Here is a 24,359-nt window from a genome sequence, read left to right as displayed (position 1 = left end):
TCGAGAATACGACATCCGAAATTATCAGCCTTTTATCACCCGCTGTATCTCATCCAGTTTCATCAAGGCCTCAACCGGCGTAAGCGTATTTACATCAAGGTTATTCAGTGTGTCACGAATCTTAACCAAAACCGGGTCATCAATACTGAACATCTGCATTTGTACCGCCTGTTTTTGCACCTTACGGATACTTTCTTTTATATGTTCGCCGCCTGTGCGTTCGTTCTCCAGCTTTTTAAGTATATCATTGGCACGGCTCAATACCCTTTGCGGCATACCCGCCAGTTTAGCCACGTGGATTCCGAAACTATGCTCACTCCCACCAGGCACCAGCTTGCGCAGGAAAATAATCTGGTGGCCTACTTCCTTTACCGATACATTAAAGTTCTTGATGCGGTTAAAGGTGTTGCTCAGTTCATTCAGCTCGTGATAATGCGTGGCGAATAATGTTTTGGCTTTCGCCGATGGATGGCTATGCAAATACTCGGCAATGGCCCAGGCTATGGAAATACCGTCATAAGTTGATGTACCACGACCTATCTCATCCAAAAGGATCAAACTCCGGTCTGATATATTATTGAGGATACTGGCCGTCTCGTTCATCTCCACCATAAAGGTTGATTCGCCTGATGATACGTTATCGGATGCACCTACCCTTGTAAATATTTTATCAACCAAGCCGATTGAAGCTGCTTTAGCCGGCACAAAACACCCCATTTGCGCCATTAACACGATCAACCCGGTTTGCCTTAGCAAGGCCGATTTACCCGCCATATTTGGCCCGGTAATAATGATGATCTGCTGCGATTCGGAATCGAGGAATACATCATTCGTGATATAAGTTTCACCCAACGGCAAATTCTTCTCAATAACCGGGTGACGACCGCCTTTTATATCAATAATACGGCTATCATTTACTTCGGGTTTAACATAGTAGTTTTTAATGGAGATAGTAGCAAAATTCAGTAATACATCTAATCGTGCCACCAGTTGCGCGTTCAGCTGGATAGGTTTAATGTATTCAGCAAGTGAATATAGCAGGTCGTTATACAGCCTTGTTTCCAGGGCAAGTATCTTTTCTTCTGCGCCCAATATCTGCTCTTCGTATTCTTTTAATTCAGGAGTGATATAGCGTTCAGCATTTACTAGTGTTTGTTTACGGATCCAATCCGTTGGCACCTTATCCCGGTGACTATGCGTAACCTCCAGGTAATAGCCAAATACGTTATTGAATGATACTTTTAATGATGGTATCCCGGTTATTTCTGCTTCACGTTTTTGTATCTCCAACAAATAACCTTTACCGCCAAACGCTATCTTGCGCAGGCGATCCAGTTCTTCGCTTATACCCTCATTCATTACGCCGCCTTTCACAATCATTACAGGTGGCTCTGGGTGTAATTCCTTTTCTATCTTATCGCTGATAAGTACGCAGGGGTTCAATTGCTCGCCGATTGCTTTTAATGGCAAACTGATCGAGCTTTCACACAATTGCTTAATAGTCTCAATGGCTTTCAAGGCCTTTTTAAGCTGACAAACCTCCCGTGGATTGGCCTTTTGTAAACCGATTTTTGATATCAGTCTTTCCAGATCGCCTATCTGGCGAATGTATTGCTGCAATGTTTCTCTTAACTCTTCCTGCGCTATCAGGTATTCTACCACACCCAAGCGATCGTTAATAGGCTTTATCTCCTTTAATGGCATCACAATCCACCGGCGCAACAAACGTGCGCCCATAGGTGAACAAGTGTTATCCAACACATCAACCAGGGTAAGCGCGTTCTCATTGTTAGAGCCAACCAGCTCCAGGTTACGGATGCTGAACCGGTCTATCCATAAATACCGGTCCTCCTCTATCCTTGATATGGCCGAGATATGCTGCAGATTCCGGTGTTCTGTTTCATTCAGGTAATGTAATGCCACACCGGCAGCAACAATACCTAAATTGAGCTTATCGATACCAAAACCTTTTAACGATTTTACGCCAAAGTGCTTTAGCAGCGTTTCATTGGCATAATCGCCGCTGTAAGGCCAGTCGTCGAGCGTATAGGTATAAAAGCGGTCGCCATAAGTATCTTTAAAATCAGATTGACGGCTTTTGGGGTAGATCACCTCACTCGGCCCAAAACTTTGCAATAGCTTATCAATGTAATCGCTATTACCCTGTGCTGTCAGGAATTCACCGGTTGATATATCTATCAGCGCTATGCCTATGCTATTTTTCTCAAAATACAGCGACGCCAGGTAGTTATTGCTCTTTTGGTTAAGTATATTATCGTTGATAGCAACACCGGGGGTAACCAGTTCAGTAACACCGCGCTTAACAATGGTTTTGGTGGTTTTTGGGTCTTCTAACTGGTCGCAGATCGCTACCCGTTGTCCAGCCCTAACCAGTTTGGGCAGGTAAGTATCCAATGAATGGTGAGGAAAACCAGCCAGTTCGGTATGTGTTGAGGCCCCGTTGCCCCTGCGTGTGAGTACAATGCCTAAAATACCGGCAGCCTTAATGGCGTCCTCACCAAATGTTTCGTAAAAGTCGCCCACGCGAAACAACAGCAAAGCACCGGGGTACTTAGCCTTTATCACGTTGTATTGTTGCATTAAGGGCGTTTCTTTGGTAGCGTCTTTTGCCAAGCGGTATACTCCTTTTTAATAGGTGGGTAAAGTTAATGCATTAGGCGGTGTTTAAACAGATTGTTGAAAATTTAGGCAGATGTGGATTGTTGAACAGCTACATCTTGTTCCATAGTATATATGAAACAAGATGTACTTTTAGATGAAAGTTTAAAAACCAAGCCCTGGTTTTACAGGTATCTTGTCTCCACAGCAGACGGAGCAGGCACTCAAATAAAAACCGCTAATATTAAGACAATAGTTAATATTCAGAACTGTGTAAGGGTTTAACAAATAGTTTTTCGATATAAAAATGCCTTTCTGTTTTATTTAAGGCACTATTTTTAAAAACAGTGCGTTTAACTTAAATATTTTAGCTTAAAGTTCAAACCCCAGAACTACAAGCACCCAAACCGTACATTCTCATAATTCTATATTTTCATATTCATATTTTTTATGATGCTTTTTTGAAAATATAATAAAAAGCTAATCTATCAAATCAAAAACTTACTCTATAAGTTATAGAGTAAAAACAATTGCAATGTTATTGCATTAACTAGCCATATGAAGATATTATTCAGCTATCTTAAAAAATACAAGTGGACCGTACTGCTTGCCTTACTAATGACAGCCATAAACCAATGCTTTGCGTTGTTTGACCCTCTCATCACAGGTAAAATAGTAGATGATTATATTGTTAAAAGAGACCTATACACCCACGACGAATACCTCAGGGGGGTATTAATGCTCATAACCTATGGGGTTGGCGCCGCGCTGATATCGCGTATAGCCAATAATTTTCAGGATTATTATACTATTACAGTTTCACAACGCCTGGGTGCCGATATGTATGCCGATGGCATGAAACATTCCCTGGCTATCCCCTACTACGATTTTGAAGATACCCGTAGCGGTGAAAAACTAGGCGTTTTGCAACGCGTAAGAAGTGATGCTGAAAACTTCATAAAAGCATCTATCAATGTAACTTTTATGGCGTTTTTTGGGATAGTTTTTGTAGCTGCATATTCTTTTTTGATAAGCTATAAAGTAACCATAGTTTTTGTGCTTTCGGTACCCATAATTACTTATTTAAGCTGGACATTATCAAAAAAGATAAAGGTTATTCACCGGGCAATTATATTAAAAACATCTGTATTAGCAGGCCGTACCCATGAATCATTAAGAAATATTGAACTGGTAAAAAGCCATGGCCTTGCCGACCAGGAAATTGAACGCTTAAATACTACAACTCACAAAATTTTAAGCCTGGAAATTGTAAAAACCAAGATCCTGCGGTTTTTAAGCTTTATACAGGGCAGTACGGTAAACGTTGTGCGCAGTATAATGGTTATGGTTTTGCTAATGCTGATATTTGATAAAGAGATATCGCCCGGACAGTATTTTAGTTTTTTATTATACTCATTCTTTCTTTTTGGGCCCCTACAGGAGTTTGGGCATATGGCCTTAACCTGGCGCGAGGCACAGATATCATTAGGTAATTTTAAGCGGCTGATGGCCATGCCGATAGAAGTAATACCTACCGATCCTACTGAGATCAACTCAATAGTTCATATTGAGTTTGACAACGTATTTTTCAAGTATAAACAAAGCAGCCGTTATGCGCTTAACGGTGTATCATTTCATGCGGAAAAAGGAGAAACTGTTGCCTTTGTAGGCCCATCGGGTTCGGGTAAAACTACTTTAATAAAGTTATTGGTAGGTTTATATAAACCCATGCAGGGCGAAGTACTGTATAACAAAACATCATCAAATGATATACACCTTGATGATCTGCGCCGTAAAATTGGTTTTGTAACCCAGGATACGCAACTATTTTCAGGAAACATAAGGGATAACCTGCGTTTTGTTAAACCCAATGCTACAGATGAGGAGTGTTTGGACGCGCTTAATAAAGCCGCTTGCCAATCATTATTAGCAAGGGCCGAAGATGGATTAGATACAATGATAGGTGAAAGTGGCGTAAAGATATCCGGCGGCGAAAAACAACGTTTATCAATTGCAAGGGCATTGTTGCGCCAGCCAAATGTGCTCTTATTTGATGAAGCTACATCAGCATTGGATTCATTAACTGAGGAAGAGATCAGTAAAACTGTGCGTAAATTATCTGAACTGAAAGACCATATTACAATGATCATAGCGCACAGGCTATCTACAATAATGCATGCCAACCGTATTTATGTACTCGAGAATGGCCACGTTATTGAATATGGCTCACACGAAGAGCTTATAAATCTGAAAGGATTATACTACGCCATGTGGAGGCAACAGGTTGGTGAGCGCAAATTACATGAGGAACTTAGCTCATTTACCCGCAAACCCGATCAGATACCCATTATGGCCGGTATACCGTTTAACCCCAAAATTTAGTATAAAACAAAGGCGGGCACTTTATAATATAAATGCCCGCCTTTGTTTTTACTACTTCATCTCCGTTATCTCTATTTTCTTATAAGGATAGGCATCCAATGTTACTGTAGCTATATTATTTTTGTAACAAAACAGCTATTAAACTGTCTACTATATATTAAAAATCATCACTATGGATGCATCACTTATCACCACAAGTACCGGTTTAGAAGGATATCGTATTATTAAACATTTAGGCGTTGTACGCGGTATTACCGTGCGAAGCCGCAGCGCTTTAGGCAACATTGCAGGTGGCTTTCAGTCGCTTTTTGGCGGCCGGCTATCTATTTATGTTGAACTTTGCGAAAACGCCCGTGAAGAGGCTTTTGTATTATTGGCGCAGCATGCCCAGGCTTTGGGTGCTAATGCCATTATAAACATGCGTTACGATGCCAACGAGGTAATGCAGGGCATTACCGAAGTATTGGCATACGGAACTGCTGTAATAGTTGAGAAAATTTAAGGCTTAACTGGCCTTAAGATGATCGGTTTTGTGCACCGGGCTTTTTTCAGGTGGTGTTGAGGTTATTTCACCAAACTCATTGACATAGGCCATCATGCTTTCAAGACTGCCATCGGCCTGGTTTTGCTGGCGCTCCAGCTTACGTTGTTCTTTATCTTCTTTCTTTTTCTGCCTGTTTTTTTCAAGCTGCTTTTTCATGAATGTTGCCTGTGATTTTGCCATAAATTACATTTATTAGTTAGAAAACTCCGTTTAACCACTTTGTTAACAATGTTTCCTGTTTGATTAGACGGAACGGGGGCAAAAATCAATTTCGAGCGCGGCAACAGGATGAGCAGCTAAGGAAAATGGTCTGATCAAAAAAAGAAAACGGTTAGCGGGTTAAGCTATAGAGGAGTGTGAATTATATCCTGTTTAATGCAAATATACGCATTTGGCGGCAACATCCCTAATATTATCGGAGGTTATAGCCTATTTAAAGTATGAGAGTGGTATCTCTTTCCACATGCCATGGGCCAGGTGACCTATAAGCAATTCATATACAAGATAAACTGGCCAAAATATATAAGTAATGAGTAGTACAATAAGATTATGGTTATAATACCAGCTTATCATTAACGAGTATAAGCCTAAAAGGAAATATAATATGCTTGAATCTCTTTTATCCATTTTAATGTCGTACCGGGGTCTAGCTGTGAAATTACACTTTTTTTTGGAAAACAAATAAACTGTATTTTTTTGAAATTGAGTACCGCGTATGTTCGGTTAAAGTAACCTCTAACTTAAAAATATGTTAATTACCTATAATATGTTAATAATTTTTAGTTTAGTTTATATATAAACTAGTTACAATAAACTATGTTTGTTAAAACAAATGTCCCTGTAGGGGGTTAAATTAAAAAAACAATTTAAACTAATTATGGCAACATCACAAAGCGGCGGTATTACCGCCTATTCTGTAAAAACAAAAACCAAGAATGTACCCATGATCGATCCGGTTATCGATGTGAAATCAGGCAGGTATATTGCAACTGGTAAAGACAGTGCAGGCAACAAAATGGCTGCAATTATGAGTAAAGCTACAGCAGAAGGACACATTAGCAGCGGCAATGCTAAAAAAGGCTCTGGCTGGTAAGATATTTTTCGTCTAATTAATAGCATTGTTGCCTGTAACAGGGCTTCAATGCTATTTTTTTATAGGACAGTATCCCTTCCCCACATAGGTATATCATATCGAAAAGGCTATCATCCCCAAAAATCAAATCTTTAACTAAACAAACTCCATAATGCTGAGTAATTTAGAAAGATTGCCTGGCACACAAATCCTCTTGCATTCAGGCCTGTAAAATCCACGTTACTTCTTCATTGGCTATCAACATTATAATATATTTAATTGTAAAAAAAATGTTAAAGCATGTTAAACTACTTATGCTGTGCTTTTAAATAGATATATTTAACCGCTTAACCGCTGTATCTTTTATTTCAATTCATGTTGATGATCTTAAGAAAACTTTTACTTACTGCCTGCTTATCGTTAGTTGTAGCATTATCCGCCTTTGCGCAGGATGATAGCGTGGCACTAACAACTATTATTTCAAAAACCTCAAAATTTGCCACAAACTATCCTGTTGAAAAGGTTTATCTCCATTTCGATAAGCCCTACTATGCTGTTGGCGATACCATATGGTTTAAAGCTTATGTAACCATACAGGATCATCAATTATCGGCATTAAGCAAAATTGTTTATGTTGATATGATCACTAATCATGATTCGGTGGTGCAATCGTTACGCCTGCCTGTAGTTAATGGTGTTGCAAGTGGCAGTATTGTGCTCCCTCAGGTTTCATTTATGGAGGGCAATTACCATGTGAGAGCATATACCAACTGGATGCGGAACTTTGACCCAGCCTACTTTTTTACTAAGAATATAACGGTAGGCAATACTGTAGATGAGAGAAACCCTGTAAATACACATATTTCATTCACCAATTCACTATCAGGCGGAGTCGAAAAAATTGATGCCAAAATTATTTATAAGGATCAGGATGGCGTAGCTTATATCAATAAAAAAGTATCGTGGAAAGTGCAGTCAGATGATGAAACAATTGATAAAGGCAAGGGCACAACCGATCAGAACGGTGTGCTAATCCTTAGTTTTTCAAGTAATAAACGTGGTTCATTCGGAACAGCCGATCTGATTACCGACATTGATCTCAATTATAAAAAATCCATTTCCAACTCGTTTTCTTTAAAAACGGCAGCGATACCAAAAGATGTACAGTTTTTCCCTGAAGGTGGCAATATCATAAATGGCATCCACACAAAAGTTGCTTTTAAAGCCATTAGTTCCAATGGTTTAGGTGTTGAGATTAAAGGCACTGTAACTGACAATGACAACAAAGTTGTTGTAAATTTCACATCGCAGCATTTAGGGATGGGGATGTTTACTTTAACACCTGAAACAGGTAAAAGCTATAAGGCAAACGTAACCTTTCCCGATGGCACACAAAACAGTTATGACCTGCCAAGAATAATGGATGAGGGGATCGACCTATCGGTAAGCAATACCAACCCTGATAGCCTGAACCTTAAAATATCTTCAAATCCTGATTTCTTACAAAAATTCACCAATACGCGGTTTTATATTGTGGCCCAGAGCGGTGGTGTAATTTATTATGCCGCGCAAACTAATTTACACAGCTTAACTTATTCTGCAGCAATACCAAAAGCCAAATTTCCTACGGGCATTTTACAAGTATCCCTCCTATCATCTGAAGGTGATCCGTTAAGCGAAAGAATAGTTTTTATACAACATAATGACCAACTGAACGTAGCTGTAAATACAGATCGCCCTTCATATACGCAAAGGCAAAGGGTTAAAATGACCATGACTGTAAAAAACAAGGATGTGCCGGTTTCAGGTAGCTTTTCATTAGCTGTTATTGATGAAAGCAAGGTGCCATTTGATGAAAACGCTGAAACCACGATTCTATCAACCATGCTGCTAACTTCTGATCTGAAGGGCTATATTGAGAAACCTAACTATTATTTCAACCATGTTGATGACGCTAAAGTAGCCGATCTGGATATCTTGATGCTTACCCAGGGATATCGTCGTTTTACTTATAGTGATATTGTTTATGATAAAACCCCAACTATCTATTTTTTACCTGAACAGGGGATAAACATATCAGGTATATTAAGGGCAAGCAACGGTATGGCTGTATCTCGCGGCAATGTGCATTTAACCATTCCCGATAAAATATACTATAAAGATGTAATTACAGACCCATCGGGTAATTTCCTGTTCCAGGATTTAACGTTCCAGGATTCGTCTCAAGTAATATTAAATGCCAAGAATAATACCAACGGAAAATTCATGGAGATAAATGTTAATGCTGATACTTACCCCACTTTACAAAAAAATGTAAACTCGGCCGATAACGTAGCCAATATTGATAGCATGCTTACTACCTACCTCCTGAACACTAAAAAACAATATGCAGGTAACCGCGTACTTAAAGAGGTAGTTATTAAAGCAAAGAGTGAAGTTAAAAAGCCAAGCCATTTGGATTACCCATCATTAGTGGGATTAAGCCCGCAGCCTGATCATATGATAGATGGTTCGCAGCTTTCGGGGTGTAACGTATTACTTGACTGCCTTAGAGGTGCCGCATTTGGACTGACCTATGATGTTGACGATTTTTACATAACCCGTGACTATATGCAGGGGAACAAAAAAACACCTGTACAAGTATATTTTAACGGTATGCCCGTTGAAACAAACTATCTGAATAATATCGATCCGAAAACTGTAGAATCGGTAGAGATATTTTTAAATAACGGCATAACCAATATAGGCGCCATGAATAATACCAAAGGCGTGCTGGTCATCAACTCCAAAAAGATACCTAAGGGTGAAAAGATCAGCCTTGCTGAATTGAAAAATCTTATCCCGCAAAAGAACCTGATAACTATTAGCCCAATGGGATATGCCAAAGAGCGCCAGTTTTATATACCGAAATATACGGTTGCAAGAACTGCCATGGAAGTTCCTGACTATCGTACCACTGTTTATTGGAACCCCAAAATAATAACCGATAAAGCAACAGGCAAAGCCTCATTTGAATTTTTTAATTCAGACGGAAAAGGAACCTATAAAGCAGTTATTGAAGGACTTGATATTGATGGCAACATAGCACATTATGTTTACCACTATAAAGTAGATTAATAACAATTTACCCCAAACAAAAGGGCGCCGTACTTAATATTAAGTACGGCGCCCTTTTTATTAGCATTAATCTCTCTACACGTTCAAAATACTTTTAACATAGGCACAGCTTTTGGCGATACTTACATAAGGGTCTATATCAGTATAGTTTTCCTGCTCGACAATAAAGTGCTTAATACCTCCCAATTTTGCATAACCCATAATTGATTTAAAATCAATAGTACCATTGCCTACTTCTGTATTCTTCTCGTGGTTAGCTTTATCCATATCCTTTATATGGAAAGCAAAAAACCTACCCGGATGCGCTTTTATAATAGCCGTTGGATCCTGCCCTGTACGCACTACCCAATAAAGGTCCATTTCCATACTCACCAATGCGGGATCAGTTTTAGCTAGTATAGTATCGTAAAAAGTGGTACCATCAACCGGTTTCCATTCAAAATTATGATTATGGTAGCCAAGTTTTAAACCCGACTGTTTACATAACTCACCTGCATTATTCAGTTTATCGGCAATGTTATTAAAGTCGCTAACCGTTTTTATATAGGCATCATTAAGGTGAGGTACTATCACATACTTCATTCCGGTAATATTGGCGGCTTCAATATAAGTTTTTAGCTCATCCGTTTTGCCTGCTCCCAAAAAGCTATCAAATTCAAAATGGCCGCTTGGTGTGCTCAAGCCATTATCCTTTAACAGCTTGCTGAAATCATTTGCATTAAGCCCCCAAAAACCATCAGCTTTACTATAGCCAAAAGGCTCAACTTCTTTATAACCGGCAGTAGCTACTTTTGCTATTACGCCTTTTACATCTGTTTTTATCTGGTCGCGCAGGCTATATAGTTGTAGTCCTACTACCCTATCTTTTGCCATTGCTTTTAACAATTCAGGGGATACCATCAATCCCGCCGACACAAGGCCGGCTTGTGTTAAAAATGTTCTTCTATTAGTCATATAATTGATTTATTCAGTAATTAGAAGCAAGAGCCAAGAATCCGGAAACAAGAAGCTTCGATTTTATTTTATCTTGACTCCTGACTCTTAATTCCTGGCTCTTTTATAAATTAAACTCCTACTTTCCAGCCGTCCCTGTATTCCCTTTTCACAAATTGGTTTACATCGTCAAAATTGGTTACCCGCATGGCATTATTATCCCATTGTAGTGTAATGCTATCACCAGGATAGGTAACTCCTTTGCCATTAGCATTCGGTTTTTGTATGCTATGCCCCCTTATAGATAAATTAGCCATTAATAAGGCCTCTGTTAACGGACCTGCCAGTTTAAATGGAGAGCTTACATCATCAGGTTTGCCTGCAATAGCAGCTTCAACCCATTGTGCATAGTGACCATCTTGCCCGCCAGGCACGCGCTTTATAGTTTTTGGAACATTTACCTCTTTAGTGCGCGAAGTAGGCAGTAATTGCGGGTTGATAGAATAAGTGCTTGCCATCATTTTGCCTTTGGTACCAATAAACAGCATACCGTTACCGTCATCGCCAAATTCTTCGTTAGGGCCTAATTCCGCAGGCCTTTCGGGCTGTATGCCCCCATCCATCCAGTGTACGGTAACATCGCCTTTTGTTTTTTCGGTTTTTGGATAAGTTAATGTGATATGACTTGATGGAGGACAGCTATCAGGATAATAAGCTTTCTCAAAAGGCCCTGTATATACCGTACCTATACTTGACTGCACATTTTTTACATATTGCAGATCAAGCACCCGGAACGGGGCTTCCATTATATGACAACCCATATCACCCAGCGCACCTGTTCCATAGTCCCACCAACCGCGCCAGTTAAAAGGAGCTATGCCATCCATATAATCCCTGTATTTTGCCGTACCCAGCCAAAGATCCCAGTTCAATTCTTTAGGCACAGCTGCTTTTGGCGGCCAATGCACTCCCTGAGGCCATACGGGGCGGTCTGTCCAGCAATAAACGGTGTGTACATCGCCAATTTCACCAGCATCATACCATTCGCGCAATTGCCTTACACCATCATTTGATGCTCCCTGGTTACCCATTTGGGTAACTACTTTATATTTTTTTGCAGCTTCGGTTAAAGCGCGGGCCTCATAAATATCATGTGCCATTGGTTTTTGCACATATACGTGCTTGCCCAGTTGCATAGCCGAAAGCGCAACAATGGCGTGGTTATGATCGGGTATAGATACTGATACGGCATCGAAGCTTTTCTGCTCCTTATCCAGCATTTCGCGCCAATCGCTGTAAAATTTCGCTTTAGGAAATTTACCTACCGTTCTAGCCGCACTACGGGTATCAACATCGCATAAAAATGCTATTTCGGCCTTACCACTGGCATAAAAATTGGCAATATCACTACTCCCTTTACCACCAGCGCCGACAGCTGCTATTACCAGGCGGTCACTTGGGGCTGTATAGCCTTTGCCGCCTAATACGTATCGTGGAACTATCATTATACCGGCAGCTGCTATTGAACTGCTTTTAATAAAACCCCTGCGTGAAGAGTTTAATGAAGAAGTGCTTTTTTCCTCGCTCATAAAATATAATTTGGTTGTTTTTAGTGGTTGAATACCTGTAATAATATCAACAATACAGGTTTATCAAACATAATAAAATATTTAGAAAAAAGCATTTAGCTACAAATATGTTACTCAATATCCCCACCTGTTCATAACCTTCAAATCCAATTTCGAACATTCCAGCGGATCCATGCCCTGGTACTCTTCCTGCTCAATAATAAATTGTGAAGTACCACCTATTTTACGGGCTTCTTTTAATATATCTTTTAGCGGTAATATACCCTTACCAAGTACAGTGTTTTCATATTTGCCATCGGCATTTTTAATCTGGTCTTTTACATGCATCAGCTCAAACCTGCCGGGATATTTTTTAATATAATCAAGCGGCATGGCACCTGTTGGGTACATATTGCCAATATCCATTTGTTGTGCTACTAAGTCGGGGTCGGTGTTGACCAGCATTACATCGTACAAGGGAATGCCGTTAAATAGCGTGGCAAATTCAAAATCGTGGTTATGGTACCCAAACTGCAGGCCTTGTTTATGACATAATTCGCCGCATTTGTTAAACACATTCATGAATTTCTTAAACGCGTCAATATCCTTTAACAGATCATTGTCCATACCCGGGCTTATAAGGTACTTCTGCCCTACTTCAGCAGCATCGGCAACAGCATGCTTCCATTCATCTGTAAAATCGTTGCTGGCGGCATTCCAATGCTGTTGTGTTAATGTTACGTGCCCACTGGTCATGTTTAAATGGGTATCGTCCAATACTTTTTTAAAATCCTTAACCGAATAGCCATAAAATTTACGATCACTGTAACCGGCATGCTCCACCTGAAAATACCCCATATCTGATAATTTTTTCAATGTACCGGCCGGGTCGGCATGCATGGCATCGCGCACAGTATAAAGCTGCAATCCCAGCCGTTCAATTTTTTTGGCCGATGCGAATAGGTGCTCAGGCATAAAAGCGGCACCGGCAGCTAATACCGCACTATTTCTTAAAAATATTCTTCGTGAATTTTGTATCATTATTATTTAGCTATTGGATATACCGGGAATAACAATTTTGAATTGCTTACAAAAGCGATGTGCTTACTATCAGGCGACCATGATGGGGTATTGATAGTGCCCTGCCCACCATATAAATAGGCAATAACTTTTGCAGGGCCGCCACTGATAGGCATTAACCTTAAATAAACATGCCTGTAAAAAGGATGGTCGCCGGGTGATACCTCATTTTTATTAAAGGTGATGAAGACTATCCATTTGCCGTCAGGCGATATATGCGGGAACCAATTATCATAATCATCATTAGTGATCTGCATTTGCTCGCTGCCATCGGGTTTCATTCGCCATACCTGCATTAAACCGCTGCGTACCGAACAGAAATAGATATATTTTCCATCAGGTGTGTACTCAGGCCCGTCATCAAGCCCAGGAGCGGCAGTCAGTCTTACCTCCTCGCCGCCTGCAGAAGGTATACGGTAGATATCGTATTCGTTATTCCTGTCACCACAAAAAACCAAATACTTGCCATCCGGCGACCAGCCATGCATATATGACGGTCCTATTTTATTCATGCGTTTGGCATCACCGCCTTTTGATGGTAGAGTATAGCCTATCGAGCCATCTTTTTCACTATTGCTAATGGCCAGCATTTTGCCATCAAACGAAAGCACATGGTCGTTATTATTATTGGTGGCTACACCAGTATTGAGCACCGCGGGGGTGTTTGTTGCCAGGTCATATTTATAAAGCAGTCCATTGCTGTTATAGATCAAATATTTTCCATCCTTTGTCCAGTTTGGGGCCTGTAATGATTCCGGCGACTGATAAATGATCCTGCTGTTTTGAGTTTCAATGTTGAGGATATGTATAGCGCTGCCGATATGTTGCTGATAGCCATTTTCGCCATTAGCCGGCACCACAATACGCACGTTATGGAATAAGGCTGATTCGGTAACGTTTGGATTATGGGAACACACAAACAGCCCTACGTATACCTCATCACCCAAGTCAAGACTATCTATCTGCTCAGTTACAAAAGTATCCCCATTGCGGGCTACAGACATGATATAGGTATTGCCTTTTCTCTCCAACTGAATAATATCCGCCGATGTGAGTTTAGACTTTATCTCCTCAGTAATAGCACCCGTGGAGCGCCTGAACTGCAATGAAGTTAATCCATCACCATGCACAACAGCGTTGACATGCTTTGAGTCGGAATCGAGCGAAGTCCTTACCATCCAGCCCATTTTACGGTGCATTTCAACACCCTTGCCAATAAAGGCGGCATTGGTGGTAAGTATAAAATCACCTTTCATGCGCTTCCATACAAAATGAAAATTATCATGATTAGTCCATATATTTTGCCCCGAACCTGATATTTTATATTGCTGCAGAGCAGGGTCATAACTGGCCGTACCGGCGGGTTTAACGCTACCTACATCAGATTGACCATCAAATATCCCTAATGTTGTTTGCGCATAAGCTTTATCAAAAAACAGCGCAAGCGAAAAGCATAACAATAAGTAGCTCAGTTTTAATTTCATATAATTGGCGGTTGTATTAGTAATTTAGGATTCACTAAGTTAACTATTACATTATTAAAAGGTATAGTGATTTTTTATCCCAAAGTTGTCTTTTTCCGCCAAAAACAAAAAAAGGAGATGCAAAACACATCTCCTTTATATTTTATTAAAACATCGGTCTTTTTACAGATCGGCAACTAATGCCTTTTTAGTTTCTTTTGCATAAGCCTTAGCTGCTGCCTTAGCCGCCGCGGGCTCGGCACAATAAGCTTGATAAAATTCTTTTTTTGAGTCGCGGTAATGACTTACTGCGCCTATCATGCTTAACAATTTTATATAACACCATGCCAGATCGAGCTGGTAAGGTTTAAAACCTGAACGAGCGCTTTTAGGGTACAAGTGATGGTTATTATGCCATTCGCCTGCTACATAGCCCGGCCATATTTGGTTTATTGACATATCCTCACGGTTATAATCAACACCATCACGGCGTTTATCTTCGCCCTTACCATGGCCTTCATAGTTATAAGTACGTACACCTACAGCCCAAAAACCTGCTGCGCCAAACATGGCACATACCAACCCGAAACCACCTAAAAGGTAAAAGGCCGCGAACCAGAAGCTCCAGTTTAATATCACACTGATAATTGTGCGTACAGGCGAAGCCAATGTTCCCCATTTTTGATATTGCACATAGCTATTAGTATTTACACCGGTATGGCGCATTAAATTAACGCATTTGCCGTAGTTCTTCTCCGTCATGCTACGGTTTATAGGCTGATGATTTACATCGGCCAGAAAGCAATATAAAAACCCGCCTGATGCATTATAAGGATCGCCGGGCTGATCAGATAATGCATGGTGCACGTGGTGCGATATGGCATATATCTCTTCAGGGATAATTCTAAGGGTAAGGTTCTGGGTAAAAAATCGCCAGAATTTATTACTGAACTCATAGGCGCCGTGTGTACAATAACGATGATGCCATATGGTACCATGTGTACCCATAACTATCATGCTATACACGAAAGCTGCTATTAATAGCTTAAACGAGAAGTATTTAAAGATAAAAATGAATAAAAATGGCGCTAAACAAACAACCATCATCCAGCTCATGAATGAAAGCCAGTTCTTTTTGTTTTTAAAGATGTTTAGCCGTTTAAAGAACTCTTTTAGTATTTGATTGGAACTCGGTTCCGAAAGGTTACCACACTCATCTCTCCACCCATACGAGGGCGGCTCCAGCACGCTGTCTAAGAAAGCCATTAGTTTAAAAAATTAGATTTGATCCAGTATCGGAATAAATTAGTAGTCAGTATCGGATAATAGTTATAATTCAGTATCGGAAATTACGCTTGTAAGGTATGTATTAATTATCGAAGCAAAGAAAATATGTTAGAACCCTGGAGAGTAATAATCAAAGGGAACAAAATAAGTGACGGAGCCGAAATAAAATTTCTTACTATATTATAACGATAGGTTCTGTTTTAAAGTATCAATGTGTCATAATAAAATCATAATCTTTATTCAGACACTATACAACGTTCACCACCAAGCATTAATTTACATTGTTCAAAATCATTTGGCATTCTGATCGCATCTGATTCTTTCCTGTAATTTTGCTTTAGCTCCTTACGTCGCCGCGATTCTAAAAACCGCCTTACGTCTTCCCTGTTTTCCAGTATCAAACCCGGAACCTGCACCAGGTTATTATCTTCATCCTTGGCAACCATGGTAAAGTAACTGGTATTGGTGTGTTTTACACTATTGGTTTTTATATCCTCAGATATCACCCTTATACCCACCACCAGCGAAGTATTGCCCACATAATTTACTGATGCCATGAGCGATACCAATTCACCAACTTCAACAGGTTGCAAAAAATCTACTGTATCTATCGAGGCGGTTACGCAATAATTACCCGCATGCTTGGCCGCGCAAACGTAGGCTACCTTATCCATTAATGACAGTAAAACCCCGCCATGTATCTTGCCACCGAAATTGGAATAGGACGGTATCATTAATTCGGTGATCACTGTTTCGGAAAACCGTACACTTTTGTAAGGCAATTCATTGGTTTGGGCTGACATAGTTTTCAAGATTAATCAGGCACAAATTAATCATCATGAATTGTATTATTACAATATTTATTACACATTGCAGAAAATAACATAGATAATATCTATATATTAAAAATACAAACCGAACTAATATCTGTGAGAAAATATATTCTGCTTACTACAATCCTATTTTATACGGGTACTTGTTTTGCCCAGGATTCCGTTAAAAATAAACGGGAAACCGTTGAACAAAAAAACAGACTGACCGAAACCGTTACAGAGACTTTTCATGTGCTCAAAACCGATAAAAAAACCAAAGAAGGTTTATATTCCGCTGTATACAAACGCAAAACAGCACTGGCTATTGGCCGGTATATGGATGATAGACGAGCCGGTACCTGGCATTTTTATGATATTAATGGGCGGCTGGTTGAGAACTTTGATTATGACAGTTTGAATTTGCTATACGAAGAACCAATGGATAGCCTGTCGCAAACTAAAATAGTATATAGCTTTGATAATAAATTTACAGATAGCGACCGCGTTACCAGGCCTTTAAAAATAGGCGGAAGGTGTTTTGGATTTATCCCTTATTTAAAGGTTTATACCCTTTCTGAAGATCTTTATGGCATCAACCTTTATACTGCGGTTGCTATTTTAGAAGTGTTGGTGAGCCCGGGAGGACGGCTTGCGGATTTCAAGGTACATATCCGGTCAAATGGGTACGAAAAGATAACCAGCTTTAGCCCCGACCTTATTGCTGAGGATGATAAAGTGTTTGTACCCGCCACGCTTAACCATAAACCCATACTATCGCGTATATTTATAAAATGCCGGATAACTGGCAGTGGCGATCTGGATGTGGATTGAGGGTATTGAGATAACAAAAAATGTCATTTCGAACGATTTGAGAAATCTTCTTCAACCTGCATAGTTCGCATTGTATAGTGAAGAAGATTTTTCGCTCACACGAGCCAAGCACTATCCCGCTCAAGAGATAGTTTCTCCTCGTAGCTCGTTCGAAATGACAATTATGATATTATCAGCGCTTATTTAGTGAGCGTGATGCCCGTCAGCTCCATGAGCGTGACCATGTGATAACTCTTCTTCAGTTGCAGGGCGAACATTAAGGATATTTCCTTTAAAATGAAGTTCCTGACCGGCCATTGGGTGGTTAAGATCCACAATAATCGCATCTTCAGCAACAGACACTACCTGTCCCTGGAAACGGTTGCCATTATTATCCTGCAAGGGTAATATGCTGCCAATTTCAGGCACATCAGTACCATCGAACATTTCTTTAGGCAGGTTAGCTACAGCTTCATCATCATATTCGCCATAAGCGTCTGCTGCTGATAATTGAAAATCATAGGCATCTCCTGTTGAAAGAGTACTTAAGTTTTCTTCGAATTTTGGAAGCATTTGTCCTGCTCCGAATAAAAATGTTAAAGGCTGTTCTTGAGTAGCGCTCTCAACTAATGTTTCAGTGCCATCCTGATCTACATACAGATCATAAGTTAATGACACTACGTTTTTTGGTGCAATTTTCATTATCAAAGGTGTTTTTACTAAATAAGTATTTTCGAATTAATTTGTTTTAGGGCATCGGTAATATTATCAACCGGTAAACTACATGTTTTATCTTTACATATAAATACCTGGGTTGTATTATTAAACCTATCCTGCAGCAAAGGTAAACTTCCTTTTGTACCTCCCAATATTATTTTATTGGGGATGTAGTTAATTTCTATTTCCATACGGAAAGCTTCGGCATTTGTACCGGTTATTGCTACCTCATACACGCCGAAAACTTCATTGAGCAATAACGAAGCCCAGTTGGAGTATGCAGAACCATATTTAGCCATATGCGGTAAAATGTTACGCAGCAATTGTGCCGAAATATCTAAATACTCCTGTACATCAAACAGCAAGCCCTGTTTTCTTAAATTATGCGCCATTACTGAATTTGATGAAGGTATCACCCCGTCCATGATTTCCGATTTACGGGCAATTAACTGCTCATCCTCATCGCCGGTAAAATAAAATATGCCTGTGCTTTCTTCGTAATAATGTATGATGGCATAATCAGTTAGTATTTGAGCCTGGTTTAGCCAGTTTTCGTCAAAAGTAACTTCATATAATGCAATAAACGCGTCAATTACATTGGCGTAATCATCTAAAAAAGCAATAGAATCATTGTCCTTACCTTTATATATGCGCGATAACCTGCCATCGGCATCCATCATGTTATTTAAAATAAATTCAGCATTTTTAAGCGCTGTTTCCAGGTATTCCGCTTTGTTAAAAGCACGGTAAGCATCACAAAGCCCTTTCAACATCAGGCCATTCCATGAGGCTAGTACTTTGTTATCTAACCCGGGCCTAATACGGTTGGCCCTTGCCTCAAATACCTTTTTGCGCGATGTTTCCACATTGGCTACCATATCCTCCAGTACTATGCCCAGTTTATTAGCCAGATTCAGGTCTTTATCTTTACGGAACAGCACATTGGTTTGTTCTTCTTCCCAATTTCCCTCATCGGTGATATTATAATAGATACTAAACAGCTCGGCATCATCGCCCAATATTTCTTCTATCTCAGCCTTAGTAAACGTATAAAACTTACCTTCAACACCTTCACTATCCGCATCAAGCGCGCTGTAAAATGCTCCCTCTGGTGATGATAGTTCACGGAGCGTAAAAGTTATGATCTCATCCACTACCTGCTTATAAAGCTGTGAGCTTTTCCAGGTATAAGCCTCGGAATATAGGCTAACCAACTGCGCATTATCATACAGCATTTTTTCAAAATGCGGCACATGCCAGCGGCCATCAACACTATAACGGGCAAAGCCACCACCTATATGATCATAAATACCACCAAATGCCATTTTTTTGAGTGTCAGGCTAACCATCTGTGCAATCTCACTATCATTCATGAGGTAGGCATAGCGCATCAGGAACTGCCAGTTATTAGGCATCGGAAATTTTGGAGATGCTCCCATCCCGCCTTCTTCCTTATCAAAATATTTCTTCCAGTTATCAACTATCAGTTGTACATCATACTTACTATATTCAGGATGCTCTTTTACAAAACCGATAGATTCATATTGCTTTATGCCCTCGGTTAATTTGACAGCGTATTCATCAGCTTCAGCAGGTTTTTGTTTGTAGAAATCCGCCAGGTTAAAAAGCAATGAGGTCCAGTCGTTTTTGCGGAAATAAGTACCGCCATAAATAGGCCGCTGATCGGGCAGGCAAATGCAATTTAATGGCCAGCCGCCCCTGCCACTCATCAATTGTACAGCGCTCATGTATATCTGGTCAATATCAGGGCGTTCTTCCCTGTCAACCTTAATACAAACAAAATATTCATTCATCACTGCGGCTACCTTTTCATCCTCAAAGCTTTCATGCTCCATTACATGGCACCAGTGGCAGGCCGAATAGCCTATACTTACCAGTATCAGCTTGTTTTCATCTTTAGCCTTTTTTAAGGCTTCAGCACCCCATGGATACCAGTTAACAGGATTATTGGCATGCTGCAATAAATAAGGCGAGGTGGAATTGGCGAGGTGATTCATATGTATTTATTAACAGCTAAAGTGCAATATTTAAAGCAATTGTAGCATGCAAAAGTTTTCAGATAGCGGAATAGTTTTTAACAATGTGTTTCAAAATCAAAATCCAGTTTATCTGTTTTGTATCATCCTTGTTAACAAATCTTTAATAAAAGTAAAATTTTATTATTTTCGCTGCTTTAATTGACCGAAATGTTATTTATAAAATTTAAACATCTAATGGCTGGGTGTGCCGTATTCTTATTGGCCGCCAATGCAGTATCAGCCCAAACAACCGATTCTGGCAAATACGACCACAACGATATTTTCGGTCCTATTACCTGGCCTGTTACAAGTGGCAACACCCGTTCAGCAAGCGGACAACCTGGTGAAAACTACTGGCAAAACCGCGCCGATTATCTTATACATGCTACTTTAAATGAGGGTAAGCAGGATACTACCATCACAGGTGATGTAACCATCAACTATACAAACAATAGCCCTGATAAGCTGGACTACTTATGGTTGCAGCTTGATCAAAACTTGTTTAAACCCGATTCGCGCGGTGCGGCAGTAACCCCTATAAGTGGTGACCGTTTTGATGTGAAGGGCTTTAGCCGTGGCGGTTATCACATTGAATCTGTATCGGTTACTTATAAAAATCAGACCTATACCGTTAAGCCGATAATATCAGATGCCCGCATGCAGGTTCGGTTAAATACACCGATGGGTGCAAAAGGCGATAAGATAATTGTAAAAGTAAATTACAGCTTTTCTATCCCGGTATATGGCGCCGACCGTATGGGCCGTCAGAAATTTAAACAAGGCTATGTTTATGAAATTGCACAATGGTATCCGCGCATGTGTGTTTACGATGATGCTGAAGGCTGGAACACTTTGCCTTATATGGGCTTAGGTGAATTCTTCTGCGATTATGGTGATTTTGATTATTATGTAACCACTCCGGCAGATATGCTGGTTGTTGGCTCGGGCGATCTGCAAAATGGAGCAGCGGTATTAACCCCAACTCAACAAAGCAGGTTAGCCGAAGCGCGTAACAGCGATAAAACTGTAATGCTGATAAAACCTGAAGAAGTAGATCAGCCAGCAACCCACCCGTTTAAAGGTATATTAACCTGGCATTTTAAAATGCAGAACAGCCGTGACGTATCATGGGCCGCTTCAAAAGCATTTATATGGGATGCAGCTAGGGTTAATTTCCCATCAGGCCGTAAAGGTATTGCCATGTCGGCTTACCCTGTTGAAAGCTCAGGTAACGATTCATGGAGCCGCTCAACCGAATACCTGAAAAGCAGCATGGAAATTTACTCAACCGGATTTTTTGAATATCCATGGAACTCGGCTACAAGTGTATCAGGCGTTGCATTGGGTATGGAATATCCGGGTATTATTTTCTGCCTGAATAATTTAAAGAACAAGCAACTTTGGGGTGATATTACCCATGAGATCGGTCATAATTGGTTCCCGATGATAGTTGGTACTAACGAGCGTAAATACATGTGGATGGATGAAGGTTTCAATACCTATATCAACGTTTACGCTACAGATCGCTTTAACAATGGTGAATATAAGGACACCGCCAAAATAGCCCAGAAAACATTAAGAATCTATAGAAAAAGTATTGATCCGTTGATGACTCCTCCGGAGGCTATCGGCCTTCATGATTACGCGCAATACTATTATAAAACATCATTAGGATTGCAAATACTGCGTAATGATGTGGTTGGACCTGAGCGTTTTGATTACGCTTTCCGCGAATATATTAAGCACTGGGCATTTAAACATCCTTTGCCATATGACTTTTTCAGGGCGATGAATGATGCTACCGGGGAAGACCTGAACTGGTTCTTTAAACCGTGGTTCTTTACCACCGGGAAGCTTGACCAGGCTATACAATCGGTTGAGTATGTGGATGGCGATACTACCAAAGGTGCGATCATTAAACTAGTAAACAAAGGAAAATTGGCAATGCCTGTTGTATTAAAAATAACCCAGGCTAATGGCAAAACAGAAACCATAAATTTCCCGGTTAACATCTGGCAACGTACTGGTGTGTGGGAGTTTAAATACCCATCAACATCAACCATAAAAACTATGGTGCTTGATCCCGAACATGAATTGCCGGATTCAGACCTGAGCAATAATGTTTACTATGCGAAGTAGAAGTTAAGAATCAAGATGCAAGAGTCAGGAGTCAAGAATTAGGAATTTTTCCTATCTTGAGTTCTGGCTCTTTTTTCTTGGGCTTTATTTCATCTTGATTCCTGACTCTTGTTTCTTGATTCTTTTTCCCATCTTGATTCTTTTTTATAGATTAGCTTAACAAAAACATAATACCATCTACCATGACTATCCCCATTTACCAGGCTGATGCTTTTACCGATAAACTATTTGGCGGCAATCCTGCTGCTATTTGTCCGCTTACCGAATGGCTGCCGGACGAAACCATGCAAAAAATAGCTATCGAAAACAATCTTGCCGAAACAGCTTTTTTTGTAAAAACAGCAAATGGGTATAAATTAAGATGGTTTACACCGGAATATGAGATAGACCTTTGCGGACACGCCACATTGGCTGCGGCACATATTTTATATACCGAATTGGGGTATAATGAGGAAGCAATTCATTTTGAAACTGTAAAGGCAGGCACTTTACATGTTAAAAAAGATGGCAATAAATACACTATGGATTTCCCATCCCGCCCCCCTATTCACATTGATGCGCCGATTGGTTTGGTAGAAGCCCTTGGCGAAATAGAACCTGTTGAAGTTTTACGCTCAAGAGATTATTTTTTGGTTTATGAATCAGAGGATGATATCAAGGATATCTCACCTGATTTTTTCGCTTTATCAAAAATGGATACTGTAGGCGTAATAGTTACCGCACCCGGTAAAAATGTTGATTTTGTATCCCGTTTCTTTGCCCCCGGCGCAGGTATTCCAGAGGACCCGGTAACAGGTTCGGCACATTGCAACCTTATACCCTATTGGGCAAAACAATTGGGCAAGAATAAGCTGCATGCCTACCAGCTATCATCACGTAAAGGCGAGCTTTGGTGCGAGCTAAAAGGCGACCGTGTATTAATGAGCGGAAACGCGGTGACTTATTTGAAGGGAACTATTAGCCCCCCAGCCCCCTGAAGGGGGAGTTTTTGATTGGCAAGTTGGGTGCTACGTCCGTTTCCCCTTCAGGGGGTTAGGGGCTTAATATCCCACCGTAAAATGCCCTTTAATATGCATTGGGTTCTCTATTTCATCAACAATAGCAATCGCATAGTCTTCCATTGAAATATGGCTTTTGCCATTGGCATCAGTTAGTAATTGATTACCGCCTGTGCGGAATTTACCGGTACGTGTACCGGGATAAATTTCAGCTGATGGGCTAACAAAGGTCCAGTCCAATTCCTTTTCCGCGTCATAAATAGCCAATGCTTCGCGATGTGCTAATGAAACAGGTTTATATTCAGCAGGAAAATCTGGCGTATCCACCAATTGCAAACCCGGCGAAACTTCTAAACTACCCGCTCCTCCAACAATTATCAGTCGTTTTACATGAGCCTGTTTCAACCCGTTAATAAGCGGTATGGCTACCTCCTTTATGGTTGATGCCGGTATACCCTTTGCCGGACTATAAGCCGACACCACCGCATCCTGGTTAAAAGCGGCTGTTTCCACATCCTGCGAGTTAAACAGGTCTGCTTTGGCAACTTTCAGATGTTCATGAATAACCGTGTAATTTTCGGGGTGGCGCACCGCCGCGGTAACATCATGGCCCCTGTTTAAAGCTTCTGTAACTATACGGCTGCCAATACGGCCACCTGCTCCAAATACTGCTATCTTCATGGTAATTTATGATTTATGATAGCTAAACTAATGTAGGCTATAAAAGTTTTGTTAAGCTGAAAGGATAAAGGTGAAAGCTCAAAGCTTTCCAAAAATAT

At 40.3% G+C, this 24,359-nt stretch carries 19 protein-coding genes; 7 read left to right on the top strand and 12 right to left on the bottom strand.

Going from position 1 to position 24,359, the window contains the following annotated elements; genetic code table 11:
- Positions 1-24 precede the first annotated feature (24 nt).
- Positions 25-2,634 carry a DNA mismatch repair protein MutS gene (mutS, locus tag BLU33_RS09175; protein ID WP_091371507.1) on the bottom strand — a complete coding sequence of 870 codons (2,610 nt, stop codon included), beginning with the start codon at positions 2,632-2,634 and terminating at the stop codon, positions 25-27.
- Positions 2,635-3,177: 543 nt separating this feature from the next.
- Here mutS and BLU33_RS09170 point away from each other — a divergent pair.
- Together BLU33_RS09170 and BLU33_RS09165 are read left to right on the top strand one after the other, a co-directional pair.
- Positions 3,178-5,001: an ABC transporter ATP-binding protein gene (locus tag BLU33_RS09170; RefSeq protein WP_091371505.1), complete on the top strand. Its 1,824-nt coding sequence runs from the start codon at positions 3,178-3,180 to the stop codon at positions 4,999-5,001.
- A 172-nt stretch (positions 5,002-5,173) separates the two neighbouring features.
- On the top strand, positions 5,174-5,503 hold the full coding sequence (locus BLU33_RS09165; protein ID WP_091371503.1) for a YbjQ family protein: 330 nt from the start codon (positions 5,174-5,176) through the stop codon (positions 5,501-5,503).
- 3 nt (positions 5,504-5,506) lie between these two features.
- On the opposite strand, the gene BLU33_RS09160 is transcribed toward BLU33_RS09165, so the two are convergent.
- Together BLU33_RS09160 and BLU33_RS09155 are read right to left on the bottom strand one after the other, a co-directional pair.
- Complete coding sequence (locus tag BLU33_RS09160) at positions 5,507-5,725, bottom strand: hypothetical protein (protein ID WP_091371501.1); 219 nt, start codon at positions 5,723-5,725, stop codon at positions 5,507-5,509.
- Positions 5,726-5,974: 249 nt separating this feature from the next.
- The gene (locus tag BLU33_RS09155) at positions 5,975-6,172 is read right to left on the bottom strand and encodes a hypothetical protein (protein WP_091371499.1); all 198 of its coding nucleotides are present in this window, start codon (positions 6,170-6,172) and stop codon (positions 5,975-5,977) included.
- Between the two features lie 250 nt (positions 6,173-6,422).
- On the opposite strand from BLU33_RS09155, the gene BLU33_RS09150 reads away from it, so the two are divergent.
- Both BLU33_RS09150 and BLU33_RS09145 read left to right on the top strand, forming a co-directional pair.
- Positions 6,423-6,638, top strand: a complete 216-nt coding sequence (locus BLU33_RS09150; RefSeq protein ID WP_091371496.1) for a hypothetical protein — start codon at positions 6,423-6,425, stop codon at positions 6,636-6,638.
- A 360-nt stretch (positions 6,639-6,998) separates the two neighbouring features.
- Positions 6,999-9,734, top strand: a complete 2,736-nt coding sequence (locus BLU33_RS09145) for a hypothetical protein (RefSeq protein WP_091371494.1) — start codon at positions 6,999-7,001, stop codon at positions 9,732-9,734.
- Between the two features lie 75 nt (positions 9,735-9,809).
- On the opposite strand, the gene BLU33_RS09140 is transcribed toward BLU33_RS09145, so the two are convergent.
- The 6 genes from BLU33_RS09140 to BLU33_RS09115 form a co-directional block, all read right to left on the bottom strand.
- On the bottom strand, positions 9,810-10,688 hold the full coding sequence (locus BLU33_RS09140) for a sugar phosphate isomerase/epimerase family protein (RefSeq protein ID WP_091371492.1): 879 nt from the start codon (positions 10,686-10,688) through the stop codon (positions 9,810-9,812).
- A gap of 110 nt (positions 10,689-10,798) precedes the next feature.
- Complete coding sequence (locus BLU33_RS09135) at positions 10,799-12,256, bottom strand: Gfo/Idh/MocA family protein (protein WP_091371491.1); 1,458 nt, start codon at positions 12,254-12,256, stop codon at positions 10,799-10,801.
- A gap of 114 nt (positions 12,257-12,370) precedes the next feature.
- Positions 12,371-13,276, bottom strand: coding sequence for a sugar phosphate isomerase/epimerase family protein (locus BLU33_RS09130; protein ID WP_091371489.1), 906 nt, complete (start codon positions 13,274-13,276; stop codon positions 12,371-12,373).
- Between the two features lie 2 nt (positions 13,277-13,278).
- Entirely contained in the window at positions 13,279-14,799 is a 1,521-nt protein-coding gene (locus tag BLU33_RS09125; protein WP_091371487.1) for a TolB family protein, read from the bottom strand.
- Positions 14,800-14,961: 162 nt separating this feature from the next.
- Positions 14,962-16,044 (bottom strand): fatty acid desaturase, encoded by a 1,083-nt coding sequence (locus tag BLU33_RS09120; protein ID WP_091371485.1) that lies wholly within the window; start codon positions 16,042-16,044, stop codon positions 14,962-14,964.
- A 257-nt stretch (positions 16,045-16,301) separates the two neighbouring features.
- Positions 16,302-16,868 carry an acyl-CoA thioesterase gene (locus BLU33_RS09115; RefSeq protein ID WP_091371484.1) on the bottom strand — a complete coding sequence of 189 codons (567 nt, stop codon included), beginning with the start codon at positions 16,866-16,868 and terminating at the stop codon, positions 16,302-16,304.
- Positions 16,869-16,994: 126 nt separating this feature from the next.
- Here BLU33_RS09115 and BLU33_RS09110 point away from each other — a divergent pair, with 126 nt between their 5' ends.
- Positions 16,995-17,708 (top strand): hypothetical protein, encoded by a 714-nt coding sequence (locus BLU33_RS09110; protein WP_091371482.1) that lies wholly within the window; start codon positions 16,995-16,997, stop codon positions 17,706-17,708.
- Between the two features lie 183 nt (positions 17,709-17,891).
- On the opposite strand, the gene BLU33_RS09105 is transcribed toward BLU33_RS09110, so the two are convergent.
- Positions 17,892-18,389 carry an FKBP-type peptidyl-prolyl cis-trans isomerase gene (locus tag BLU33_RS09105; RefSeq protein ID WP_091371480.1) on the bottom strand — a complete coding sequence of 166 codons (498 nt, stop codon included), beginning with the start codon at positions 18,387-18,389 and terminating at the stop codon, positions 17,892-17,894.
- Between the two features lie 17 nt (positions 18,390-18,406).
- Positions 18,407-20,422, bottom strand: coding sequence for a thioredoxin domain-containing protein (locus BLU33_RS09100; protein ID WP_091371478.1), 2,016 nt, complete (start codon positions 20,420-20,422; stop codon positions 18,407-18,409).
- A gap of 216 nt (positions 20,423-20,638) precedes the next feature.
- Between BLU33_RS09100 and BLU33_RS09095 the strand changes: the two genes are divergently transcribed.
- Together BLU33_RS09095 and BLU33_RS09090 are read left to right on the top strand one after the other, a co-directional pair.
- On the top strand, positions 20,639-22,582 hold the full coding sequence (locus BLU33_RS09095) for a M1 family metallopeptidase (RefSeq protein WP_091380364.1): 1,944 nt from the start codon (positions 20,639-20,641) through the stop codon (positions 22,580-22,582).
- A 182-nt stretch (positions 22,583-22,764) separates the two neighbouring features.
- Positions 22,765-23,559, top strand: a complete 795-nt coding sequence (locus tag BLU33_RS09090; protein WP_091371476.1) for a PhzF family phenazine biosynthesis protein — start codon at positions 22,765-22,767, stop codon at positions 23,557-23,559.
- A 63-nt stretch (positions 23,560-23,622) separates the two neighbouring features.
- Here BLU33_RS09090 and BLU33_RS09085 read toward each other — a convergent pair whose 3' ends face one another.
- On the bottom strand, positions 23,623-24,261 hold the full coding sequence (locus BLU33_RS09085) for an NAD(P)-dependent oxidoreductase (RefSeq protein WP_091371474.1): 639 nt from the start codon (positions 24,259-24,261) through the stop codon (positions 23,623-23,625).
- Positions 24,262-24,359 lie beyond the last annotated feature (98 nt).

The organism is Mucilaginibacter mallensis, assembly GCF_900105165.1.
In the GTDB taxonomy this organism is placed as follows: Bacteria; Bacteroidota; Bacteroidia; order Sphingobacteriales; family Sphingobacteriaceae; genus Mucilaginibacter; species Mucilaginibacter mallensis.
This window is presented reverse-complemented; position numbering and strand designations above follow the sequence as displayed.